Origin of the sequence: Dapis brunnea BLCC-M229 (assembly GCF_050015995.1) — a bacterium.
Taxonomy (GTDB): Bacteria; Cyanobacteriota; Cyanobacteriia; order Cyanobacteriales; family Microcoleaceae; genus Trichodesmium.
In genome coordinates, this window is record NZ_JBNHEP010000259.1 from 1 (window position 1) to 20574 (window position 20574).

General features: G+C 34.0%; 10 protein-coding genes and 1 pseudogene. 3 read left to right on the forward strand and 8 right to left on the reverse strand.

The window, feature by feature from the left end:
- The first annotated feature begins 185 nt into the window (after window positions 1–185).
- Window positions 186–900 (forward strand): annotated as a pseudogene (locus tag ACP6PM_RS29780) (IS1 family transposase).
- A 218-nt stretch (window positions 901–1118) separates the two neighbouring features.
- Here the strand turns inward: ACP6PM_RS29780 and ACP6PM_RS29785 are convergent.
- Window positions 1119–2567, reverse strand: a complete 1449-nt coding sequence (locus tag ACP6PM_RS29785; protein ID WP_426590496.1) for a sodium:solute symporter family transporter — start codon at window positions 2565–2567, stop codon at window positions 1119–1121.
- A 375-nt stretch (window positions 2568–2942) separates the two neighbouring features.
- Between ACP6PM_RS29785 and ACP6PM_RS29790 the strand changes: the two genes are divergently transcribed.
- Window positions 2943–3200 carry a hypothetical protein gene (locus tag ACP6PM_RS29790; protein ID WP_426590497.1) on the forward strand — a complete coding sequence of 86 codons (258 nt, stop codon included), beginning with the start codon at window positions 2943–2945 and terminating at the stop codon, window positions 3198–3200.
- Window positions 3200–3505 carry a type II toxin-antitoxin system RelE/ParE family toxin gene (locus ACP6PM_RS29795; RefSeq protein WP_426590498.1) on the forward strand — a complete coding sequence of 102 codons (306 nt, stop codon included), beginning with the start codon at window positions 3200–3202 and terminating at the stop codon, window positions 3503–3505. Before ACP6PM_RS29790 ends, ACP6PM_RS29795 begins: the two co-directional genes overlap by 1 nt.
- 295 nt (window positions 3506–3800) lie before the next feature.
- Here ACP6PM_RS29795 and ACP6PM_RS29800 read toward each other — a convergent pair whose 3' ends face one another.
- The 7 genes from ACP6PM_RS29800 to ACP6PM_RS29830 form a co-directional block, all read right to left on the reverse strand.
- Window positions 3801–4535, reverse strand: a complete 735-nt coding sequence (locus ACP6PM_RS29800; RefSeq protein WP_426590499.1) for a sulfotransferase domain-containing protein — start codon at window positions 4533–4535, stop codon at window positions 3801–3803.
- Window positions 4536–4826: 291 nt separating this feature from the next.
- On the reverse strand, window positions 4827–5876 hold the full coding sequence (locus ACP6PM_RS29805) for a glycosyltransferase 61 family protein (RefSeq protein ID WP_426590500.1): 1050 nt from the start codon (window positions 5874–5876) through the stop codon (window positions 4827–4829).
- Between the two features lie 165 nt (window positions 5877–6041).
- Window positions 6042–6701 carry a sulfotransferase family 2 domain-containing protein gene (locus ACP6PM_RS29810; RefSeq protein ID WP_426590501.1) on the reverse strand — a complete coding sequence of 220 codons (660 nt, stop codon included), beginning with the start codon at window positions 6699–6701 and terminating at the stop codon, window positions 6042–6044.
- Window positions 6702–6812: 111 nt separating this feature from the next.
- Window positions 6813–7652: a glycosyltransferase gene (locus tag ACP6PM_RS29815; protein WP_426590502.1), complete on the reverse strand. Its 840-nt coding sequence runs from the start codon at window positions 7650–7652 to the stop codon at window positions 6813–6815.
- Window positions 7653–7935: 283 nt separating this feature from the next.
- Window positions 7936–12228, reverse strand: a complete 4293-nt coding sequence (locus ACP6PM_RS29820) for a tetratricopeptide repeat protein (protein WP_426590503.1) — start codon at window positions 12226–12228, stop codon at window positions 7936–7938.
- A 696-nt stretch (window positions 12229–12924) separates the two neighbouring features.
- Window positions 12925–18165: a tetratricopeptide repeat protein gene (locus tag ACP6PM_RS29825; protein ID WP_426590504.1), complete on the reverse strand. Its 5241-nt coding sequence runs from the start codon at window positions 18163–18165 to the stop codon at window positions 12925–12927.
- Window positions 18166–18601: 436 nt separating this feature from the next.
- Window positions 18602–19762 (reverse strand): calcium-binding protein, encoded by a 1161-nt coding sequence (locus ACP6PM_RS29830; RefSeq protein WP_426590505.1) that lies wholly within the window; start codon window positions 19760–19762, stop codon window positions 18602–18604.
- Between the last annotated feature and the right edge of the window lie 812 nt (window positions 19763–20574).

A 20574-nucleotide genomic window follows, 5' to 3' on the forward strand; every position in this document is an offset into this window, starting at 1 on the left:
CAGTTTTATTCAGGTAAGTTCAGTTTTATTCAGGTAAGTTCAGTTTTATTCAGGTTAAAGTTCAGTTTTATTCAGTTGACTTTTGACTTTTGGCGTTGGTAAATGGAAAGATGAACTGAGTAATCTACTCGTAGGATGGGTAGGGCAAAATGGAATATGTAGATAGTGCTGAATAAATTAAGTCTATGCAATGTCCAGAGTGTGCTAGTAAACATATCCGCAAAAATAGTCCGATACGGAGACAAGCAAAATTATATCTGCGTTAAATGTGGTCGCCAGTTTATAGAAGTCTATAACAAACCTGGATATAGCCTGGATACCAAAGCTTTATGTCTAAAAATGTATGTCAATGGTATGGGGTTCCGGGGGATTAGCCGAGTGACTGGGGTAGCCCATAGCACAATTATTAATTGGGTCAGACAGGTAGGAAAACTTTTACCTGATGCTTATGACTCAGAAGTAATCCCAGAAGTTGGAGATATGTATGAGTTACAAACTTTTGTCTCAAAAAAAAAATAAAGTTTGGAAATGGAGCAGTGGTAGACCACTTTCGGCCAGGAATTCTCGGTTGGGTTATCGGAAACCGTAGTGCTGAAACTTTCTATTTGGCTCTGGCAAGCGATTGCTAACGCAAAGCTTCGCTAACGCTTGTTGGCAATGCTATTTCGTTCTTCAGTGATGGAAATCCTGTTTATAAAGTATTTATTCGGTCGCAAGACCAAATTATCAGTAAGACCTACATGACGAGGGTAGAAGGAGAAAATACTCGTTTACGACACTACTTAGCTCGACTGCACCGCAAAACATTGTGCTATTCCTTGCTCTGTAGAGATGCTGAAGCATTCCATCAGACTTTTAATTCATTATCTCAAGTTTGGAGATGTACCCGTTCCTGCCTAATTCATCTTTGAATTTACCAACGCCAAATATTTTGTGTATCTAATTGTGAAATGTTCAGAAAGCTAGCAATTCCGATATTTCTATTAGAAAAGTATAGTTCATCAAAAATCCGATCGAAATATAAAACTTCCATAAACTTCCATAAACTTCCATAATTTCTAGATTGACAATAATTATGTTTAGATATATATTTAGATAAACAACAGGTAAATGAGAAATTATTTAAGTATGACGGAATGAAAAAATTTAAGCGAAAATACGACAATAATTAAACTACAAATTACCACTATCGGCACTACTGGCAGAAATCCTAAAGCCAAACTTTTAGGAATAATCCCTACCTGAAAACCAATAACTGCCATTTCACCAAAAATAATCGAAATTATACAACTCAGAGGTGAAATATTTTTTCCATACAAAGCAGCAATAACTGTAGGAAATAATACTGCTAAACCAGTAAAAGCTTGAGTAGCGATCGCTGCAATTGTTGCCGGAGGATTTGCTGCTAAAATTAGACCAATTATTGCTAAAATAACGATTAAAATTTTGCCTACAAAAGTTTGTTCTTTTAGGGAAGCTTGGGGGCGAATATAAACAATATAAATATCCCTAGTAATCATGGAACTTAATGCTAAAAGTTGAGAATCAAGGGTTGACATGAAGGCTGCCAATGCTCCTACCATTACTAATGAAGCAATGCCAGTTGAAGTATATTCATTTAACATCATAGGAAAAATTCTATCTGCTTCTTTTCCGACTAAATCGGGAAAATTAATATGACCCCACATTCCAATTAAAACGGGACAAATAAACATTGTGCAAGTAATTAATGGATATAAACTAGCAGAAAGTTTGAGGGAATTAGCAGTTTTGGGAGTATAAAACCGCATAAACATTTGCGGAAACATTGGCACACTTAAACCCCAAAGCAACATATAACTAAACCATTTGTGGGGAGTGAAAAAATTATTCGTGCCAGAACGAGAAAAAAGCTCTGGTTTAAGTTGATAAACAGTTTGATTAGCTTCAGTAAAGCCACCGATACTTTGGGAGATAGCTATTAATGCAACTATAATCAAAACAAACATTAATACCCCTTGCAAAACATCGGTTAAGGCTACACTTTTCATTCCGCCGACAAACACATATAAGACAATGATGAAAGTCAAAAAAGCCGCTCCCCAAAAATAGGGAATTTGCCCATTAGTTAAATTTTCTATCATATAACCGCCACCGATTGGTTGTAGGGTTAAATAAGGTATGGTAAAAATTACCATCACGGCTAAAAATAGTAGTTTAAGTGGTTGACTGGGGAGGCGATTTTCGATTAATTCTGAGGGAGTAATTAAACCTTTTTCTTTGCCAAAAAGCCAAACTTTATAACCGATAAAATAAAATGTAATTCCGACGAGGGCAGTACCAAATCCCATCATGGGATAATAACTTATGCCAATGCGATAACCAGCACCAGAAAGTCCTAGAAAAGCAAAGGCGCTAAAGTTTGTGGCAATGAGGGTAAAAAATAGAACTATGGAACCGATTTTTCTATCTGCTAGAAAGTAATCTTCTGGTGTATTTTGTTGGCTACGATAACCAATAATTCCAACGATTAAAGTAGAGAGTAAATATGCACCAATAAATAGGTAGGGAATTAGGTTTTCGACCATGATTAATTTTCCTCTTCAGTTTCAGATTTCCAGAAAGTTTGAGAGAAAATAAAAATAGCACAGGCGAGGATAATTTGCAAACCGATAAAATAGAAAACCCAGGATGGGAGATGGAGAAATGAAAAAGATATTGTTTGTTTCCATGACCAAAAGTCTAGGGATAACAGGAAAATTATGGTAAAGCAGAAACACCAGAAATAGGGAGATTTTAAAATGTTTAAGTTGTTCATATCTGTAAAATTGTTAGAAATTATTTGTTGGATTTAGCCTGACTTTGACTGCCTGACGCTCAACTGATTTTACTTCCTATGATTATGATATAGTATAAAGAGAAATGCCTAAGCCAACAGACATATTAAGGAGTTAATCAAATCAATGAATGCTTACAAAAAATATGTAATAATTGATAATCCTCAGCACTTAGTTTTATCAGATTTGCCATTTCCAGCAGGTCAAAAAGTGGAAATCATTATTTTAGCTGAAGAACATAACGAAGTCGATAGTCAATTAGAGGAATTACGCCAAAAAATTGATAGCGCAACTGAGCAAATTTTAGCAGGAAATGTGACAGATGGCGAATTAGTTTTTGAGCAGTTACAAGCTAGATTAAAAAATGAATATGGATTAGAATAATGGCCAAGTATCAATTTTCTGAGGATGCAATTAAAGACATTAATGAAATTTGTGATTATCTTGCTAAAAATAATCCTCGTTCAGCTAGTAACCTATTTGATGCGATTCGCCAAAAATGTAAGTTACTTTCTAATTTTCCGAATCTGGGGAAATCATATGCAGAAATTAGACCTAATTTACGAGGGTTTTTAGTCAGAGATTATATTATCTTTTATTATACTCATAATGCAGATATTTTTATTGTTCGGATTGTTAGCGGTTATCGTAATTTAGACACATTATTTAGTGAGGATAGTAATGTCTAGGAAATCTAATCAATGATAGCTAAAAACTTAACGGATAGAAACCAGGTTTATATCAAATGCCCTAAACTTGGTGACATTTGTATTCCATAAACCCGGTTTCTTATAAACTGGGATTACTTCTGAGAAAGAATCAGAAATAATAACATCCTTTATCCTTAATATTTTGGCACTACTCTATCATATTGCTATTTTGCCATATATATATATAATAAGAGACCTTGGATGCAAGGTCTCTAAAAATTTTAATTTATCTGAAAATCTTTGTCAAAATTAACCCTATTGCTGGTAATGGATATTACTCATATCCTAAATTCTTAAGCAAATCACCAGCAGTATGATTGAAAAAAGCTATATCATCTTCAGAAAAATTTTGTTTGTAGTCTCCAACTAGTCCTTTACGAGGGGAAACAGCAGATGAGCTTTTACTTTTCAATTCTGGCTTGTATATTTGTTGATTTTTTTGTATTTCTAAATAACGTTCCAATTGTTGTACAACATCATTGAAATCTTGAGCCAAAGATTCATATTTCAACATAAATATATTATTCTCTTGAGCCAACCAACTTTTTACATGAAGCTGCCAATATTCAACTCTATTGATTTTCTTCTTGTTTTCATAACTTTGTTTCAAAAATTCTGTAAATGTAAGTTTTTCTGTTCTCTTACTAAACGAACTTACATAATAAAATAAAGAATTAAGCACATCTCTTCCATCTCTAACAACATATACAATTCTTGATCGATCAAATATCGACTGAATAATTTTTTTCACATCAGGATATGCTATTTTATCTATCTCGAATGGAGTTAAATGTGTTTTAATTATTATTTTCTCACTTTTGTTGTCTAGATAAGACTTAAATTCATCTAAATTCATTGGATTTTGATGATTAGGGAGAATTCTTTCCAACGTTATAAATTGATTATTTACTGAAGGAAAATTATGTCTAATACTATCAATAGTAAAATGAGTTCCTGAACGTCTGTGAGACACAACTAAAATAGTGTTATATCCTGAATAATTGACCATTATTTTGTAGTTCCTGTATTTCAATTAATTTTAGTTTGATGAACAATATGAAAAATTTTTGGTGTTGCTGAATTAAAGGATGAATCTTTATATTTCCTCTTTCTTCCAACCTACAATTCATCCCGGAAATATCCAATGCCTGATTTATTTATATTTTGAGAAATAACCGATCATATTACATATATTGTAAGAGACTTTGTATCCAAGTTCCCTAGAACTGTTTAATTTATCTGAAAATCGCTGGAACAGAGAAATAACAAAAGTCAAAAATAGCGATCACTTGTCATTTATCTAGGTATTAATGGATGAGGAATTAAAATATGATTCCATTAAATTAATATCAACATAAACATTATTTTTCTGATCAGACTCGGATTTTAACCAATGATAATTTTGACAAATTTTATGTTTCATAAAAAAGCTTTTATCGATTCGTTTCTCGGAGCAAAATTCTACAATACTACAATCTTGTGGAAGAAAAACAGTATTTGCAAATAGAGAGCCATGGGCTCCAAATATAAATTTAGCTTGTGAAAAATAAAAGACTATTTCAGCAAGAGATTCTGTTCCGTCAAGAATCTTAAAACCTTTTGATTTTACCCATGACATAACTTCAGAGTAATTAATGATAGATCGGGAACCTGGTCTAACTTTATGTCGATCTAAAAAGAGAAAAAAACGTTGATTTTCGTTAATTTTAAATTTAGCTTGATGAACAAAATAATTAGTATATTTCTCAGCTATCCATTTTGAGGTTTCTGGAGTCAATTTTGCTGGGATGAAAGGAGGAACATAAACGAGTTTTTTAACCAAAATAGTAGGAAAATTATGCCTACACTCGAATAGCATATCGTTAGGGATACCACAAGCATTGAAGTGATCGGTGAAATTGTTTATTCCGTAACTCCTGGAATGAAGAACTAATGGTGAAGAGTATTTTCTATTCTCCATTACAAATAATTTTTGTAAATAGTCAAAAAAATGACCGAAAGGATACCATCCAAAACCGGATAGCAAATGTATTCCAGTAATCTTTTTTCCCAAGTTTAAGATATTGTGCTCCTTCAAATCCAGTCGAATTTTTTCTTGTAAGGGATTGATAAGCATCCGCTTTCGTTTATCAACCTCTTTTTCCAAGTCGTTACTTTTTGCATTAACATTTAAAATCGATGGATTCCAAAATAAAAAATCGTGAAGAGTTTCAATAATTGGCTCTCTTTGCAAATTAAAAGCACAACCAGAACGAGGACATACTAGGACATCTTGATATTCATAAAGACGTCTTTTGATATTTAAAAAATTAAAATGTGAAGAAAAAAAATTAGATGAATAGTAAGGCATATTATAAAATGGTATAGTACCGCTCGCGTTTCTCTGAACAAAAATTTTCTAGTTCTTTTTTTGTAAAAAGTTCAGAAAAATCTACATATAGGACATTATTTTTATCAAACACTTTTCTTATTAGTAATCTATAATCTCCTTTGCATTTATTTGAGTATCTTTGATTTAAGCTTCATAATCTAATAATTCAAAGTCTTTTTCGTAGAGTTTGGAGACAATTTTTCTAAGTTCATCATTATAATACTTTTCATAGTGTTGATGATTAGAATTATTTTTTTTGCTCTTTGTATCTATTTGAGGAACTTCTAGAATTTTACATAATCTAATTAAATCTGTCTCAATAGATTCAACCTTTCCTAAGAAATCGACAAAAATATCATCATTATTAGCTATCCAATCTGTTTGATTTTTAAAATGGAATTTTTTATTAAATTTAAACTTATCAAATCCCAAACAAAACGACTCAAATGATTCATATTCTTGAATAGTCTCAACCACAGCGCGATCGTATTGATAAGCCCAATGATTTGGTTGCATTTGATGGAAATAAAAATACAATGATACAAAGCGATCATATGGATTCCTAACAAAAGCAAATTTATAGTAATCGGTATACCCTTTTTTAACTATTATGTCCCATGCCTTATGTTCATAGTTCATACTATGTACTTTTTTGAAAAGAGATCCTCCTTTAATATGATTAAAGGCAGATCCAGCACATTTAGGGACATGTATAAATAAAACTTGACTTAAATCCATAGCATTAATAAATTGAATGTTCTTGTAGTTTTTTGGTTTGTATCTGACATCAAAAAAAGTTGCCAAAAATACAGGTTGCTGAATTGTCTATTTTTACCCGATTTGATATTATTTTAATTGTTCATTGTCTATGAGTTTGATAGGATTTAACTAGATTTAAAACTAAAAAAATAATCATTAATTGCCAAAAATTTCTGGAAAATTAGGTTTATAAGACTTTCTAAGTTTATGGAAAAAATTTCCATGGAAATAGTTACCTGGATCTACATCAACCACACCAAAACGATTAAAAATATCGGTCAAAACATTAATAAATTTTGTTCTGTATTTTTGTGCTTCCTCGATATGCTTTTGTCTAATGCGCTTTGGATATCGTGGATTCCGGACAAATTCTTCTACTGCTGAAGCAACTGCATCTGGCGTTGGTTCGCAAATAATTGAGTTGTATTCGTCATACCAAACATGACGCCCTCCTTTTGAGGGTGTAGAAACAACAGGTACTCCACATAAAAGATATTCACTGGAGGCAAAACAAGCACCTTCAGTTTCAGATAAAATCAAACCACAGTAAGCTTGATTAATTTTTTCACATACTTCTTCTGATGATAATTGGCGATCGTTCAAATATTTATAAGGAGGAATTTCTGAAGCAGTATTTCCATGATTATTTCCTGCTATAAGTGCTAATTGAGGTACTTGAGAAGCGAGAAAATGTCTTTTAAATGCACTGCGACGACCTACATAAATAGCATTGTAAATTTTATCAAGATTCAAAGGTCGCATAACTAAGTTTTCGTCGATCCAAGCATTCTGATTAATTACATCTCCTTGAAAACCTTTTGCTGCAAAATTTTCCATTTCTAGGGGGCAATTATATAGAAAGAAAAATTGCTTTTTATCTAAGTTCAGCACTGAAAAAATTTTCTCAGCTTCTTTGGCAAAAGAAGGGCTATGATACCAACCACAATAAACGAAAAAAAAGTCTGTTTTCCGAAAATTTTGGTGCCATTCAGACATCCATTTCCAATTGTGTTGAATATTTTCAATAATAAAAATTCTGCATTTTTGACTTTCGTAATACACCCTGAATGGGAAGGCCGGGTTCGGCCAAGTATAGGAGGGTTTAAAGTCATGTTTACCGATATTTTTAGTTTCTGAATTTACGACTTTCATAGAGTTTTTTTGCCTCTAATTATTTTAATTAACTTGTTGTTTGTAGTTGGGCTTTAGCCCATTAAATATTTATCTTAGGGCTAAAGCCCAACTACGAGCCAATTATGCTCCTGACCGCTATTTAATTTCAAACAAAAAGAGATTTGACAAAATTAATGTTTTCGTTTTTCCTCATTTTGTTATAGAAATTCTTTTGAAAATAGCTTGATGCTTCGACATCAACGACTCCAAAGCGATGAAAAACATCAGCTACTACCTGAATAAATTTTGCTCTGTACTCTTCTGCTTGCTCTATATGTTGCTGACGAATGCCTTGTGCATCAGGAGGGTTTTGGACAAATTTTTCTACTGCAGATGCAACCGCTTCTGGCGTTGCCTCGCAAATAATGGAGTTATGTTCGTTATACCAGACGTCGCGACCTCCAAGGGAAAATGTGGATACGACTGGTATGCCACACAATAGGTATTCGCTGGAAGTTTGACAAGCTCCTTCTTCTGCGGATAATACTAAACCACAATGAGATTGATTAATTTTTTCCCACATTTCTGCTTCCGAAAGTTGTTGCTCGTTGAGATATTTGTATGGAGGTGTATCCGCAAAAGCTTTTCCATGATTAGCTTTTGTCACCAGTGCTAATGGGGAAACTTGAGCTGCCAGTTGAGGGCGTTTAGATTTTTTGTTAAAGTCTACATAAATGCCATCGTATATTTTCTCTTTCCCAAGATGCTGGGCGATCGCCTTCTCATCTAGCCAAGCATTTTGGTTGATGACATCCCCTTGAAAACCTTTATCGGCAAAGTTTTTCATTTCCTGGGGGGAATTATACATGAAGAAAAATTGTTTCTTATCTAATTTGAGTACGGAAAAAATTGCCTCCGCTTCATCAGCAAAAGTCGGACTTTGATACCAACCTGTCATCACGAAGAAGAAATCTGTTTTCCGAAAGCGTTCATGACATTCCGCCATCCATTTCCAGTTGTGCTGGATGTTTTCAATGATGAAAATTCTGCACTTGGGGTTGTCATAATATAACCTGAATGGGAATGTGGAGTTAGGCCAAACATAGGATGGTTTGAACTCTTCTTTGGTTAATTTTTTAGTTGCTAACAAATTAGTTACTTTCTTTAAACCTTTAGATGCTTTGGTTTTGGGTTTTGTTGCTCCCATATCGCCCGACGCATATTGGAAAAATAATTTCGTGATGTCATATACAAAGCAGTCTGCTCCATATCTCATCCACAGTTGTTTGAGTGCTTCGCGTTTTCTGTGGAGGAGTGCATCGTCTTTTTGTATTTCTGCCAAGCGAGCGGGTAGCGCTTTGATATCTTCTAAATTTTCGGAACAACTGACTGTTGCTTCATCCCAGAGTGAGCGATCGCCAGGGGGTAAGTAAGTGTCAGCTAAAACAACTGGTATTGCTCCCAAACCAATAGCTTCCCAGAGACGAATCGAATTCGGACCAGAACCAGACGGACAAAGGGCAAATACACTTTCCTGCATCACTTGTTTAAATTCTTCTGATGCGAAGTTGTCTACAAGACCATCATCATTTTTCACCTTTTTGAGAATTTGATGATCGTAGACAATTTTGTTGTAATGCCATTGATTTCTTGCTATTATTAATCCTCGGCAATCGTCTGATAAGGAATCAATAATTTTGGTTCTTGAATCTGTCAAATAAGATTTATTCGGGCGAGTTCCGACAAATGAGTATAAATATTTTTTGTCTGTTTCTTTTGCCTCAATATCAATTGCTTGTACGGGATAAAGAGGGAAAGGATGCAATGAAATCTGTGAATAAGAAGGGAGAACATTTTGGTCTTTTTTTGTATGTGACCAAAAAATATCAGTAATCCCAACTTCGTCAAAAATATATTCAAATTCTAACATTCGGATATGTTGACAAACTGTGATAATTTTTTTGTATTTTTTCAGTTCATCTTGAAAGCTGTTCAAATGTTCTATTAAGGCGTTGACTTCGGTTTTATCTTGACTGTGAAATAGTCGATCTATCAGTGTTGCCCAAGGAAATCCAAAATAAACAACATTTTGCTCAAAGTTATCTTTGGTTAAGAATTTATTTGCCATTTGATAGGCATATTTTTCTGTAATTGCCGGGTACTGCCAATCAGAGTCAAATCCTAAAACGTTATGGATTATTTTCTTTTCCTTAGATTTTTCTTTTTCGCTATTTTCTAATTTTTTAGTTTCTTTATTTTGGCTTTTTTTATTTAAAGAATCCCATGTTTTATTGATTTGTAATCCGCTCATATTAGATGAGTTTAATGTCCACAAATCTATTTGTATTTTAGATGGTTCATTAATAACAATACTTGGGTAAACCCATGCAGTACCCCCTAAAATGCTAGTATCACCATATTTATCATAATATCTTAATTGACTTTCCTGAACGTGGACTGTTTTAATATGATGACAAGGATTATAAACTGGGGCACCATGAATGGCAAATAAGTAAGCAATTTTATTATCGCAACGAGGCACTCCTAAAGAAATCCTCAGAGAATTTTTAAAGGATTTTGTAAATTTAAAATTTCCAGAAACAGCCCAAACATCTTGTGACCAATGAGGACTTTTATGTAATGTTTGATTTCCGACTTCTTTTTCATAACGACTTAATGCTACAAATCCTTGTGGATCGGCAGCAAATATTTCTCGGATGCGGGCAATAGATTCATCAAAATAGATGTCGGTATTGGCAAGTATTGAAATTTTGTTCTGACATTTTTTCTCGGTTAATTCTACCCAGTCAAGATAGGTAGGTCTGGCAGATACTTTGACAATTTCAATCTTAGGACTGTCGATTTCTGGGATATGCTCGTCATCTATTACCAGGATAATTTTGGCAATTTCATCACATTGGGTATTTTTTTTCAGACAATAAATTAATTCCTCTTGTCTTTCAGAATGTTTAGCTTTGTAATAAGGCGTAAATAAGATTATTTTCGGCTCTTGAGTAACTGCTTTCTGGTAACCATAAATTTCTCCTGATAAATCTGCAATTTTCTCTTGTTTAACATCTAATTCTGGAGATAATTTAACATTTTTTGTCTCTTTTTGCCACTTCTCCAATAGTTGTCCTAAACGGAACATAACTGGATTTGAATTCCCAGATAAAACCACTGCCTGACGATAATATTCTGCTGCTTCCAACCATTGCCCCAAATTATCTAAAGCTTCTCCTAAAGCTAAACAACAGTCGCCTCCATCGGGACTTATTTCTAAACTGCGACGGTAAAATTCTATTGCTTCCGACCACTGCTGTTGCTCAGACTTAGCGACCCCCAAATAATAATACGCTTCTGCTGAAAGGGAAGTCTCGAAAGAGTCAGTAGAATTAGCGATCGCCTGCTGGAGATACTCCTGCGCTTCTGACCATTGCTTCAACTTAACTAAGACTGCTCCCAAACCAAGAAAAAATTCAGGCGCGTCTGTTTTAAGTTTTACTGCTTCGCGCAAATAACCAACAGCTTCCTCAAACTCACCCTGTTGATGCAAAAGCGCTCCCAACTTGTAGAGATACCATGGTGCTTGAGAGTTGATCGCTACTGCTTGACGATAGGCAGCGATCGCTTCTGACCATTTTTCTAAATTAACTAAAACATCCCCTAATTTATAATAACCCCAAGCAAAATCAGGATTTAATTTAGTAGCTTGGCGATAAACTTTAGCTGCTTCTGACCATTGCTCTAAGTTAACTAAAACATCACCTAAATTATTATAAGACCAAGAAAAATCTGGTTTGAATTCTATGGATTTATTATAAGCAACAACGGCTGCTTCTAACTCTTCTTTTTCTTGCAATAAATTACCTAATTTGTGATGCACATCCCATAATTCAGGTTTAATTTCAACTGCTTTTTTATAAATCTTAATTGCTTCTTCTTTCTTGTCCGTATTTACTAAAGCATCACCTAAATACTGATAAGCATCGGCAAAATTTGGGTCTACTGCAATTGCTTTACGGTAAGCATTTATTGCTTGGGAAAGTTGCCCTACTTTTACTAATACTTCTGCCAATTTAAAATAAGACAGAGAAGAGTTTGGGTTTAATTCTATGGCATGGCGGTAAGCTGAAATTGCCCCAGAAAATTTTTCTTGTTTAATTAATATCTGGGCAAAATTATGATGAGCTTGCCATAGATTTGGTTGAAGTTCAATTAATTTTTGAGAGAGAGTTACTGCTGCTTCTAGCAGGTTTTGGTTGACTAAAATATTGACTAAAGAGTAGTAAGCTTCTGTAAAGTATGGATCGATTTCAATAGCTGTACGGTAAGAAGTAATAGCTTCTTCTAATTTTCCTTGTTGGGCTGAAATTTGCCCTAATCTATAGTGGGTTTTGGCATACTTAGGGTCTTGCATAGTTTCAGTTTTTGTATCGGTTTTTGTGTCTATTAGCATAGTAAATTAATTTAATTACGATATTTTTTAGTCATCAAAATACATAGCTTGGCGCAGGCAAAAGGAATAGACAAAAAGGAGGGAATTAAAGATGATTAGATAAAGTTAATAACTATAGCACTACGCATTTAGGTTAGGAGATTGGTAAATGCTAAAACTCAGTCACAGATTACTTTTAACTTTTGACTGTCTTGAGTGCGTCTTACATTCTGTTGGCGTAGTCTTTCGCAGGAAATGGAGACGTCAGAATTACGTACTCGCTTTTAACTTTTGACTGGCGCGTAGCGCTATATCATACCTTAATACTTTAGAGTGACAACTACGTTATATTTATACTTTGGTATTTTTCCCAAACCCTAACAACTATCCAAATTTGGTATAAAATACTTATAGTGTTTCTACGTAAGCTAAACCTATCTTTTTTTCTTTCCTATTCCCTCTCTTGGTGCCCGTTCCCTAAAACCTATAATTTTGTATCTAACAAGTATGATAATTGGTATATGGCAATATGAAATGATTCGTACAAAAAAACTTTAGGGGTTTGGTATTTTAATCCCATTTTCCCTTGGGTTTAGATACCAAACCTCTACGATAGATGTTACAACCTATTTAGGATTGCTATATAACTATTTACCCGAACCTAAAATTAGTTCATTCTAGAATTTTCTAGCTTTTTTTATTTAATCCGGAAATTTTCTAATTTTTAGTTAAATTAAGAGCTTTACGGTAAATTTTCACAGCTTCTTCTATTTCACCAATCTCTTGTAGAGCATCTCCTAATTGTTGATGTACTTCCCAAATATCGGGTTTTAATCCTATTGATGTTTGAGTATCTAAGTCTAACTGTAATAAAGATAAAGCTTGCCGATAATAATGAATAGCTTCATGCCAGTTTTTCTGCACTGCTAATATTTTTCCTATATCATAATTAGCACCAGCTAAGTTAGGATTTATTTTCAGCGCTTGATGATAAAAATTAATAGCATTGTCTACTTGATTTTTATCTTGAAAAACTTTTCCCATTATTTGATAAGCTTCTGGGTCTGGTTTGATTTTAATTACTCTTTCACAGGAGGCGATCGCTTCTGCAAATAATCCTTTTAAATAATAAGTTTTGGCTTCTTTTAATATTTCTTGGATTTGTTCTTTTTGAGTAGATTTTTTCTGATTTTGCACTGCCCGATCTAACTGCTGTGGTTTCTGACTTTCCAGTTTTATTTCTGCTGTATTTGGTTGATGACTATTCTGGTGTGGAATTTCTAATTTGGTTGAGATACGAGAATTCATCTCAACCTTTAAATTGTCCCGAGCTTGATTTTTATCTGCCCATATTTCCTTGGCTTTTTGGTGATAAATAACTGCCTCATCTAATCTGCCAAGATGTTTTAAAGCAACACTAAGGTTATAGTAAACTGTAGGAAAATTAGGATTTAATTCTATAGAGTTTTGATAACAAGATACTGCCTGAGTAATTTGCCCTTGCCTATACAATTTATTTCCTAAATTAAAATGGTCGTTAGCTGTTACTTTTTTCGGTTCTAGAGAGTAAGCTTGGTACCAACAATCTATTCCTGCTTTTGCTTGACCTAACTCAGTCCAAATTTTGGCTAATTGGCGATAATTATCAGCTACATTTGGTTGAATTGCTGCTGCTTTTTGATAACAAGCAATTGCTGACTGCCAAGATTTATTTTCAGCATACAAATTTCCTAATTGTTTATAAATTGAGGCATTATTTGGCTCAATTTCAAGAGCTGTTCGGTAATTTCTCTCTGCTTCTTGTATTTGCCCAATTTTTTCCTGAGAATTTCCAATAATTATGTAAGCTGCTACTTCATCTATTTTGATAGAAATAGCTTGCTGACATTGATAAATTGCTTGTTCATACAATCCTTGCTGATAATATTTTTGAGCTTCCTGAATATAAATATCAGAAATATTTACCGTACCATTAGGTGGTAAAGCAGGTGTCGAATTTATAGGTATTGTCTGGTTTATTTGGGGAATTTCGTCTGGTTTTAAAGCAGAGTGAATAATCTGTTTGTTGTTAGTTTGCTTTGGAGTATTTAGAATCATTTTTTCTCCCTTTAGATTCCAATAAATATTAGTTAAATCTGGCTCGACGATTAGAGGTTTGTTGGGATGTACAGTTTGGATAATTCCTGTAGAATTTCCATTGAGCTGAGGCTGACTATTTTCTAACAGAGATAAAGATGATTCTAGATAATTGTCAGATAAGTCATTTTTTAAATTAAATGCTGATGTGACTGTATTTACTAGGTCACTAACAACTCTTTCAAAATTTTTGAGTTTCTGAACGATATGAATTGCATTTTCAGCCCTAACCTGTTGAATTATTCCTTGACTATTTTGATGATTTTCTGCTGTTAGTAAATTGAGAGAATTTGCTGGATTTTGCCAATGATTAGGAAATACTGGTGTATTAGGTTTCTTTGTTCCTTGCAGCTTTAATGCTTCCCCTAGATTTTCGTAAGCTCCTAATAAATTTGGATTTAATTCTATCGCCCGACAATAACAGGATATTGCTTTATCAATTATGTTTTGTCGCAGCAGAGTATTTCCTAATATTAAATGTTCTTCTGCTGTAGCTTTTTCTGGTTCTAAAGTATAAGCTCGATACCAACAATTATAAGCTTCTGTTTGCTTGCCAATTTTTGTCCAAGCTGTAGCTAGTTGCCGGTAAGCATCGGCATAATTTTGGTTTATAGAAAGGGATTTTTTATAGCATTGAATTGCTTCTGTCCATTGTTGCTTTTGAGCATACAAACTGCCGATATTTAGATAAATTTCTGGGTCATTTGGCTGTAGAGAAAGACCTTTTTTATAGGACTGCCAAGCTGCCTCTATTTGCCCTTGAGATTGCAACATTTGGCCTAGGCTTTTGTAGGTAGCTGTGGCATCACTGGGAATTGCTATTTTGGTTGCTTCATTTGATAATTCTGAATTTGATTTTGTGATTTTATTTGGTCTATCTATTTTTTGATTACCAGGTTCTAAAGAGTAAGCTTGTTTACGACATTCTGCCGCTTCAGTGTGGTTGCCTATTTTTTCATAAGCTCTGGCTAAATTTCGATAAGCTGCTCCTAATTCTGGTTTTATTTCTATGGCTTTTCGATAATAGCTTATTGCTTCTTGCCACTGTTCTTTTTGAACAGATAATGTGCCTAAATTCACATAAGCTTCAGCGAAATTTGGCTGATATTCTATTGCTTTTGTATACCAATACCAGGCAGTTTCTAATTGACCTTGAGTATGAAGAATATTGCCTAATGTTTTACAAGCAGGTGCATAATCTGGTTGATGTTTTAAGGCTTGTTCGCAGGTTGTTTTTGCTGATTCTAATTCTTTTTGCTTTAAATATAATTCTGCTCGTTGATGTAACTCAGCAGCAATTTGTCGGGAGTTAACTTTTGATGACATTTTTTTATCTACCGTTTTAATAGGTGGGTTGCTCTGTCGGTCAGATAAATTTTCCCTGATGGCTAATTGTTGATATTTCTGAATAGATGCTTTTACCTCACCACTGAAAACTGTTTCGAGTATTTTTGTATTTTCGACAATACCAGTAATTTTCAGAACTTTTTCTAAGGAATTAAGATTAACGATAATATCTTCCGTGAGAGGATTTTGATACATTAATTGACGGATGGGATAACAAGTAAAATCCTCTCCTTTTAAATAGTAATACTCAAGTCCGAGTTGTTGGCTAATCGCCCAATAATAATGTCTTATATAGTTAGGTGACACTAATTCTATAACCTTAGTTCCCGGACGACAAAACATAATATTTGTCAGTCCACTACCATGAGCAGCAATAATCACTTTGACATGAGCAAATATGGCTATTTGTTCTGTCAAAGTCATTGATTCTGGCTCAATACAAACAAACCCAAGTTGACTTAACTTCGATATAACTTCCTCTTCATTGAAAACTCGTCTGTATCGTGAATTATTTCTACTTATATATATCCGTTCTGGATAAAAATTTCTGGGTTGATTTTCGGTTTTCCTTTCCTGTTTTATTCTCTCTAAAAATACCCGACGGTGAAATTCTAAACCCCAGGATGGAAGCCAACCTAAATATCCGGGAAATGAAGGCACAATTAATTGTTTTGCCTGAATATAAGGATGGCGATCGCTCTCAAGAATTTTCTCTTCAGGAATGCCTAATATTTTCAAACTTTCCCGTTGAAATGGTTGTTGATAACTATTAACTAAAAACCAATCTATCTCTTCTAAATCTATGCCATGAATTTTCAGGATTTCTAACCTCGGCAATATATCAACCATCCAATGAAAATAGACATTGCCAGATAATCCTGATAATACTGCTACTGTACCATCTATTTTTTCTAATTTTGGTAGTTCTTCTAATTCAAAAATTCGATGTTTATTTCCATCATAATTTTTGCATCCTGGTAACTGACCTGGATATTCGCGGGAGAGTTCTTTTTCAAGTTGATTATCTCGATTAATAATTGTTATAGAATTACAAATCATCCAGGAATTTTTCTGGGGTACAATCCATGCCTTACCTTGTGGTAATTTCGCTACAAATGTTTCTGGTTCTAATATTTTTAATGAATTATTTTTGCCTGCAATATTTGCAGTTGTTGGATTTTCTGAACAACTATAAATTCTATTTCCTAAGTGGATAGGATTAAACTGTTTAAAAATTCCTCGTAAGCATGGTTGACAGTTTAATCCTTGACAGGAAGATGATAATAATTTCTGCTTTTTCTGAGATTTTTTTGATTTTGATAAACTTTGCAAATTCTCTGATATTTCCGGATGATTAGGATAAATAGCTAATCCCATATGATAAATAATAATTGCTGAATTTATCCGACTTTGCTCAACTAAACTATTACCTAGCTTAAGATAATACTCTGCCGCTACTGGTTGAATATCTAAAGCTTTTTTATAGTAAAACTCTGCTTGATTATGACTGCCATATTCGGCTGAAACATTCCCTAAATGTAAGTAGGTTTCTACTAAGTATTGAGAAATTTCTGTCAGAGATGATGAAGTTTGGGAATTATATTTTTGTAGGGTAGTTAAAAACTTGGCGCAGGCTACTTTCGCTTTGTCTAATTCATCTGTACTTTCTGCTAATAAACTAGCCCATTTACAATAACCTTCAACAAACGAATTATTCTTAATAGCTGTTTGTAAATGAGTCATTGCTTCCGACAGTTTTCCCTGTTCCATGAGAGAATAACCACTGTCAGTATAAGCCGTAATATTTTCTGGTTCTAGTTCTATGATTTGCTGAAAATATTCAACCGCTTCTTGATGTAATCCCCGAAATTGATATACTTTACCAATATAATGACGAGCTATGGTAAATCGAGGTTCTAATTTTAGGGATTTTTCAAAGTAGACTATTGCCTGTTCTAGTTGACCTTTCAGTAACAGAGCTTGACCAATATTATTATGGATAGTAAAATCATCTGGTTTCAGTAACAAAGCTTTTTTAAACACAGAAATTGCTGTATCAGCTTGACCCTGCTGTAGCAAAATACAACCCCAATTACTGTAGGAATTAACTACAGAATCTAAATGGTTACTATTCTCAATTTTTGATAAATTTATTGCTTGTTTATAACTATCAATTGCTGCTGCTAATAAACCTTGATTTTGCAAGACAATGCCCAGATTATAATAAGCATTAACATCATCTGGTTCGAGGGCAATTGCTTTTTTATAACTCTGATATGCTCCTAATAAATCTCCCTGTTGATACAGTACAATACCTAAATTATAATGAACTGGTTGTAAATTTGGATTATCATTCAGTGCCTGTTGATAATAAAAAACAGCCTCTTCTAATTTGCCTTCTTGCTGACACAATGAACCTTTGATTGCTATATTTTCAGCTTCATCTATTAGTTGAATAACAGGAGTGTTTTGCATATATTATTTGTCTCCCTGATTTGCTAAGTATATATAGTAATTCTGTAAAGATTCTTCCTCTTCAGGCGAATCTAAAGATGATTTTTCTAGATACTTACCAGGCATAATTTTTGACTGATACCATGTCTGGATAATTAGTTATAATAAATTTTTTGTTTGTAGTTGGGCTTTAGCCCTCAAATATTTATGTCTGGGCTAAAGCTCAACTACAAGCCTAATTATAAGTGTTCTACCGGAGATGATATGAAACTTCTATAAAGAAAAGAGGTAAATGCTTAAAACCTGATGATAAAAAAATATATAGGTTAGAACATTTATAAATACTCAAACGAGCATCAGGAATTACTTCTAACTTCTAACTTCTGACTTCTGACTTGCGCGTAGCGCTGTTGCGATGCTTCCCTGTGAAAATTAATTTATTCTTTTTGTTAGTCCATTAGATAATTTCAAAGTCATCTGCTACAGGAGTATCTCCTTGGAGAAATGCGAATTGTGTTACTGTTGTATTGTCATCTTGAACAAAGTAAAGCTCTCCACTTGTGTCATAAACTACATTAGTAGAACCATCAGGAGTGAACTCACTAATGTCTGAAACTGTTGCTAGTTGAATGTTGCCTCCAGCATTACCAAGAATAATATCCGCATCTATCTGAATGATGTCATTATCTGTGGTTCCCCTGAAGTCTGTCAGGGTGTCAATACCTCCAGAAGCATTAGCGTCAAAGATGTAAACATCTGCTCCATCACCACCTTCAATGATGTCATTACCAATACCACCAATCAAGGTGTCTGCTCCAGTGCCACCTATCAGAGTATCATCACCAGTTCCACCTTGGAGGCAGTCATTACCAATACCACCATTTAGGCAGTCAATACCATCACCACCGAAAATGGTATCGTTACCTGTACCACCTATAACTGTATCGTTGCCTTCACCAGCAAATATTAGGTTTTTGCCAGAAATACCCTCAATGATGTCATCACCTAGACCTCCTCGGATAGTATCATTGCCCTTACCACCTCGGATAGAGTCATTGTCCCCACCACCCACAAGACTATCTGCACCAGCACCACCATAAATAGTGTCATTACCACTGCCACCAAGCACTGTATCGTCAAAACCAGGGCGACCTACATTATCTCCTGAAAGATTGTCATCTCCACTACCTCCGTCTATGAAGTCTGCACCAGTATCCCCTATGGCAGTGTCATCCCCTGAACCACCTTCGATGGTGTCATCCCCTGAATCACCATCAAGGATGTCATTACCAGCGTTACCTTTTACTGTGTCATTATCCGCACCACCATCTACATTGTCGTTGCCTAACCCACCTACAACAAAATCATTGCCTCCTTGACCAAATATGTCATCATTCCCTAGACCACCACCTATGCTGTCATCGCCTCCTTTACCTTCTACAGTATCATTGCCATCACCGCTATTAACTAGATCATTGCTCCCCTTGGCATTAATACTATCGTTGCCGGATGTTCCCTGTAGCTCATCAGGTTTTGGAGTACCTGTGATAAATGTCGTACCGTTAAAGAAAAATGAACTACTTGGTGTTGTTGGATTGGTTATTATTACTTCACTCATAACTTTTTGTATTGGTTAATTGACTATATATATTAACAAGGATTTCCGATGAAATCCCGATTTTATTTATTTTTATTTACATCAAAATTTAGGTTTAAAAAAGTTATTCTATTGGTTTTAATTAAATCCGGTTATTTTGTGTAAATTAGGTGTTTTCTCTGATTTTTATGATGATTTAAGTAAATATTTTAGAGATAATATTAATTTTAATTCTGGACAATAGTAGAATTACTGATAAAAAAGCTAAATTATTATTTTGAATTAGATATAAATACTGATTGATTAAATTGATAAATTATGATACTTTTAATAAATTACTCGGTAACAAGTATTCACTCAAGCTTAAATGCCTACAATGCGGATAAATTTTAATTAGATAAATACAAATAAAAGGTAGGAAAATAATGATTTGTGCTAACAACAACAAATCAATTTAAAATGAAATGATTTCTAAGCTATAAGTTTTCGATCCCATAGTTGAGAAATCTCCCCATCTGTCTTTTAAGAGGATGAAACAGCCCTGCGGGTGAGGGGGGTTGACTTTTAACTTCTCTGAAACTGTTAAGTTGCGTTTATTTGTACTCACCTACTTAGTTGTCAATATTGAGAATAGTTAGATCGTTGGGGTGGGTTTATCTCATTTCAGCTTGATATAGCGCTACGCATTAAGGTATTTGACATTTATAAATCCTCAAATCCTTTGATAGTCAACTGGGAACAGGAGACTATCAAAAGGTTTCAGGATTTAGAAATGTCCTAACCTATTTGCGTAGCGCTATATCATCTAAATTCAAGAGTAAAAATTTAAGTAT

Coding starts and splice junctions, on each gene's coding strand:
- ACP6PM_RS29785 (WP_426590496.1), bottom strand. CDS start 2,567: ATGGTCGAAAACCTAATTCCCTACCTATTTATTGGTGCATATTTACTC.
- ACP6PM_RS29790 (WP_426590497.1), top strand. CDS start 2,943: ATGAATGCTTACAAAAAATATGTAATAATTGATAATCCTCAGCACTTA.
- ACP6PM_RS29795 (WP_426590498.1), top strand. CDS start 3,200: ATGGCCAAGTATCAATTTTCTGAGGATGCAATTAAAGACATTAATGAA.
- ACP6PM_RS29800 (WP_426590499.1), bottom strand. CDS start 4,535: ATGGTCAATTATTCAGGATATAACACTATTTTAGTTGTGTCTCACAGA.
- ACP6PM_RS29805 (WP_426590500.1), bottom strand. CDS start 5,876: ATGCCTTACTATTCATCTAATTTTTTTTCTTCACATTTTAATTTTTTA.
- ACP6PM_RS29815 (WP_426590502.1), bottom strand. CDS start 7,652: ATGTCTGAATGGCACCAAAATTTTCGGAAAACAGACTTTTTTTTCGTT.
- ACP6PM_RS29820 (WP_426590503.1), bottom strand. CDS start 12,228: ATGCTAATAGACACAAAAACCGATACAAAAACTGAAACTATGCAAGAC.
- ACP6PM_RS29825 (WP_426590504.1), bottom strand. CDS start 18,165: ATGCAAAACACTCCTGTTATTCAACTAATAGATGAAGCTGAAAATATA.
- ACP6PM_RS29830 (WP_426590505.1), bottom strand. CDS start 19,762: ATGAGTGAAGTAATAATAACCAATCCAACAACACCAAGTAGTTCATTT.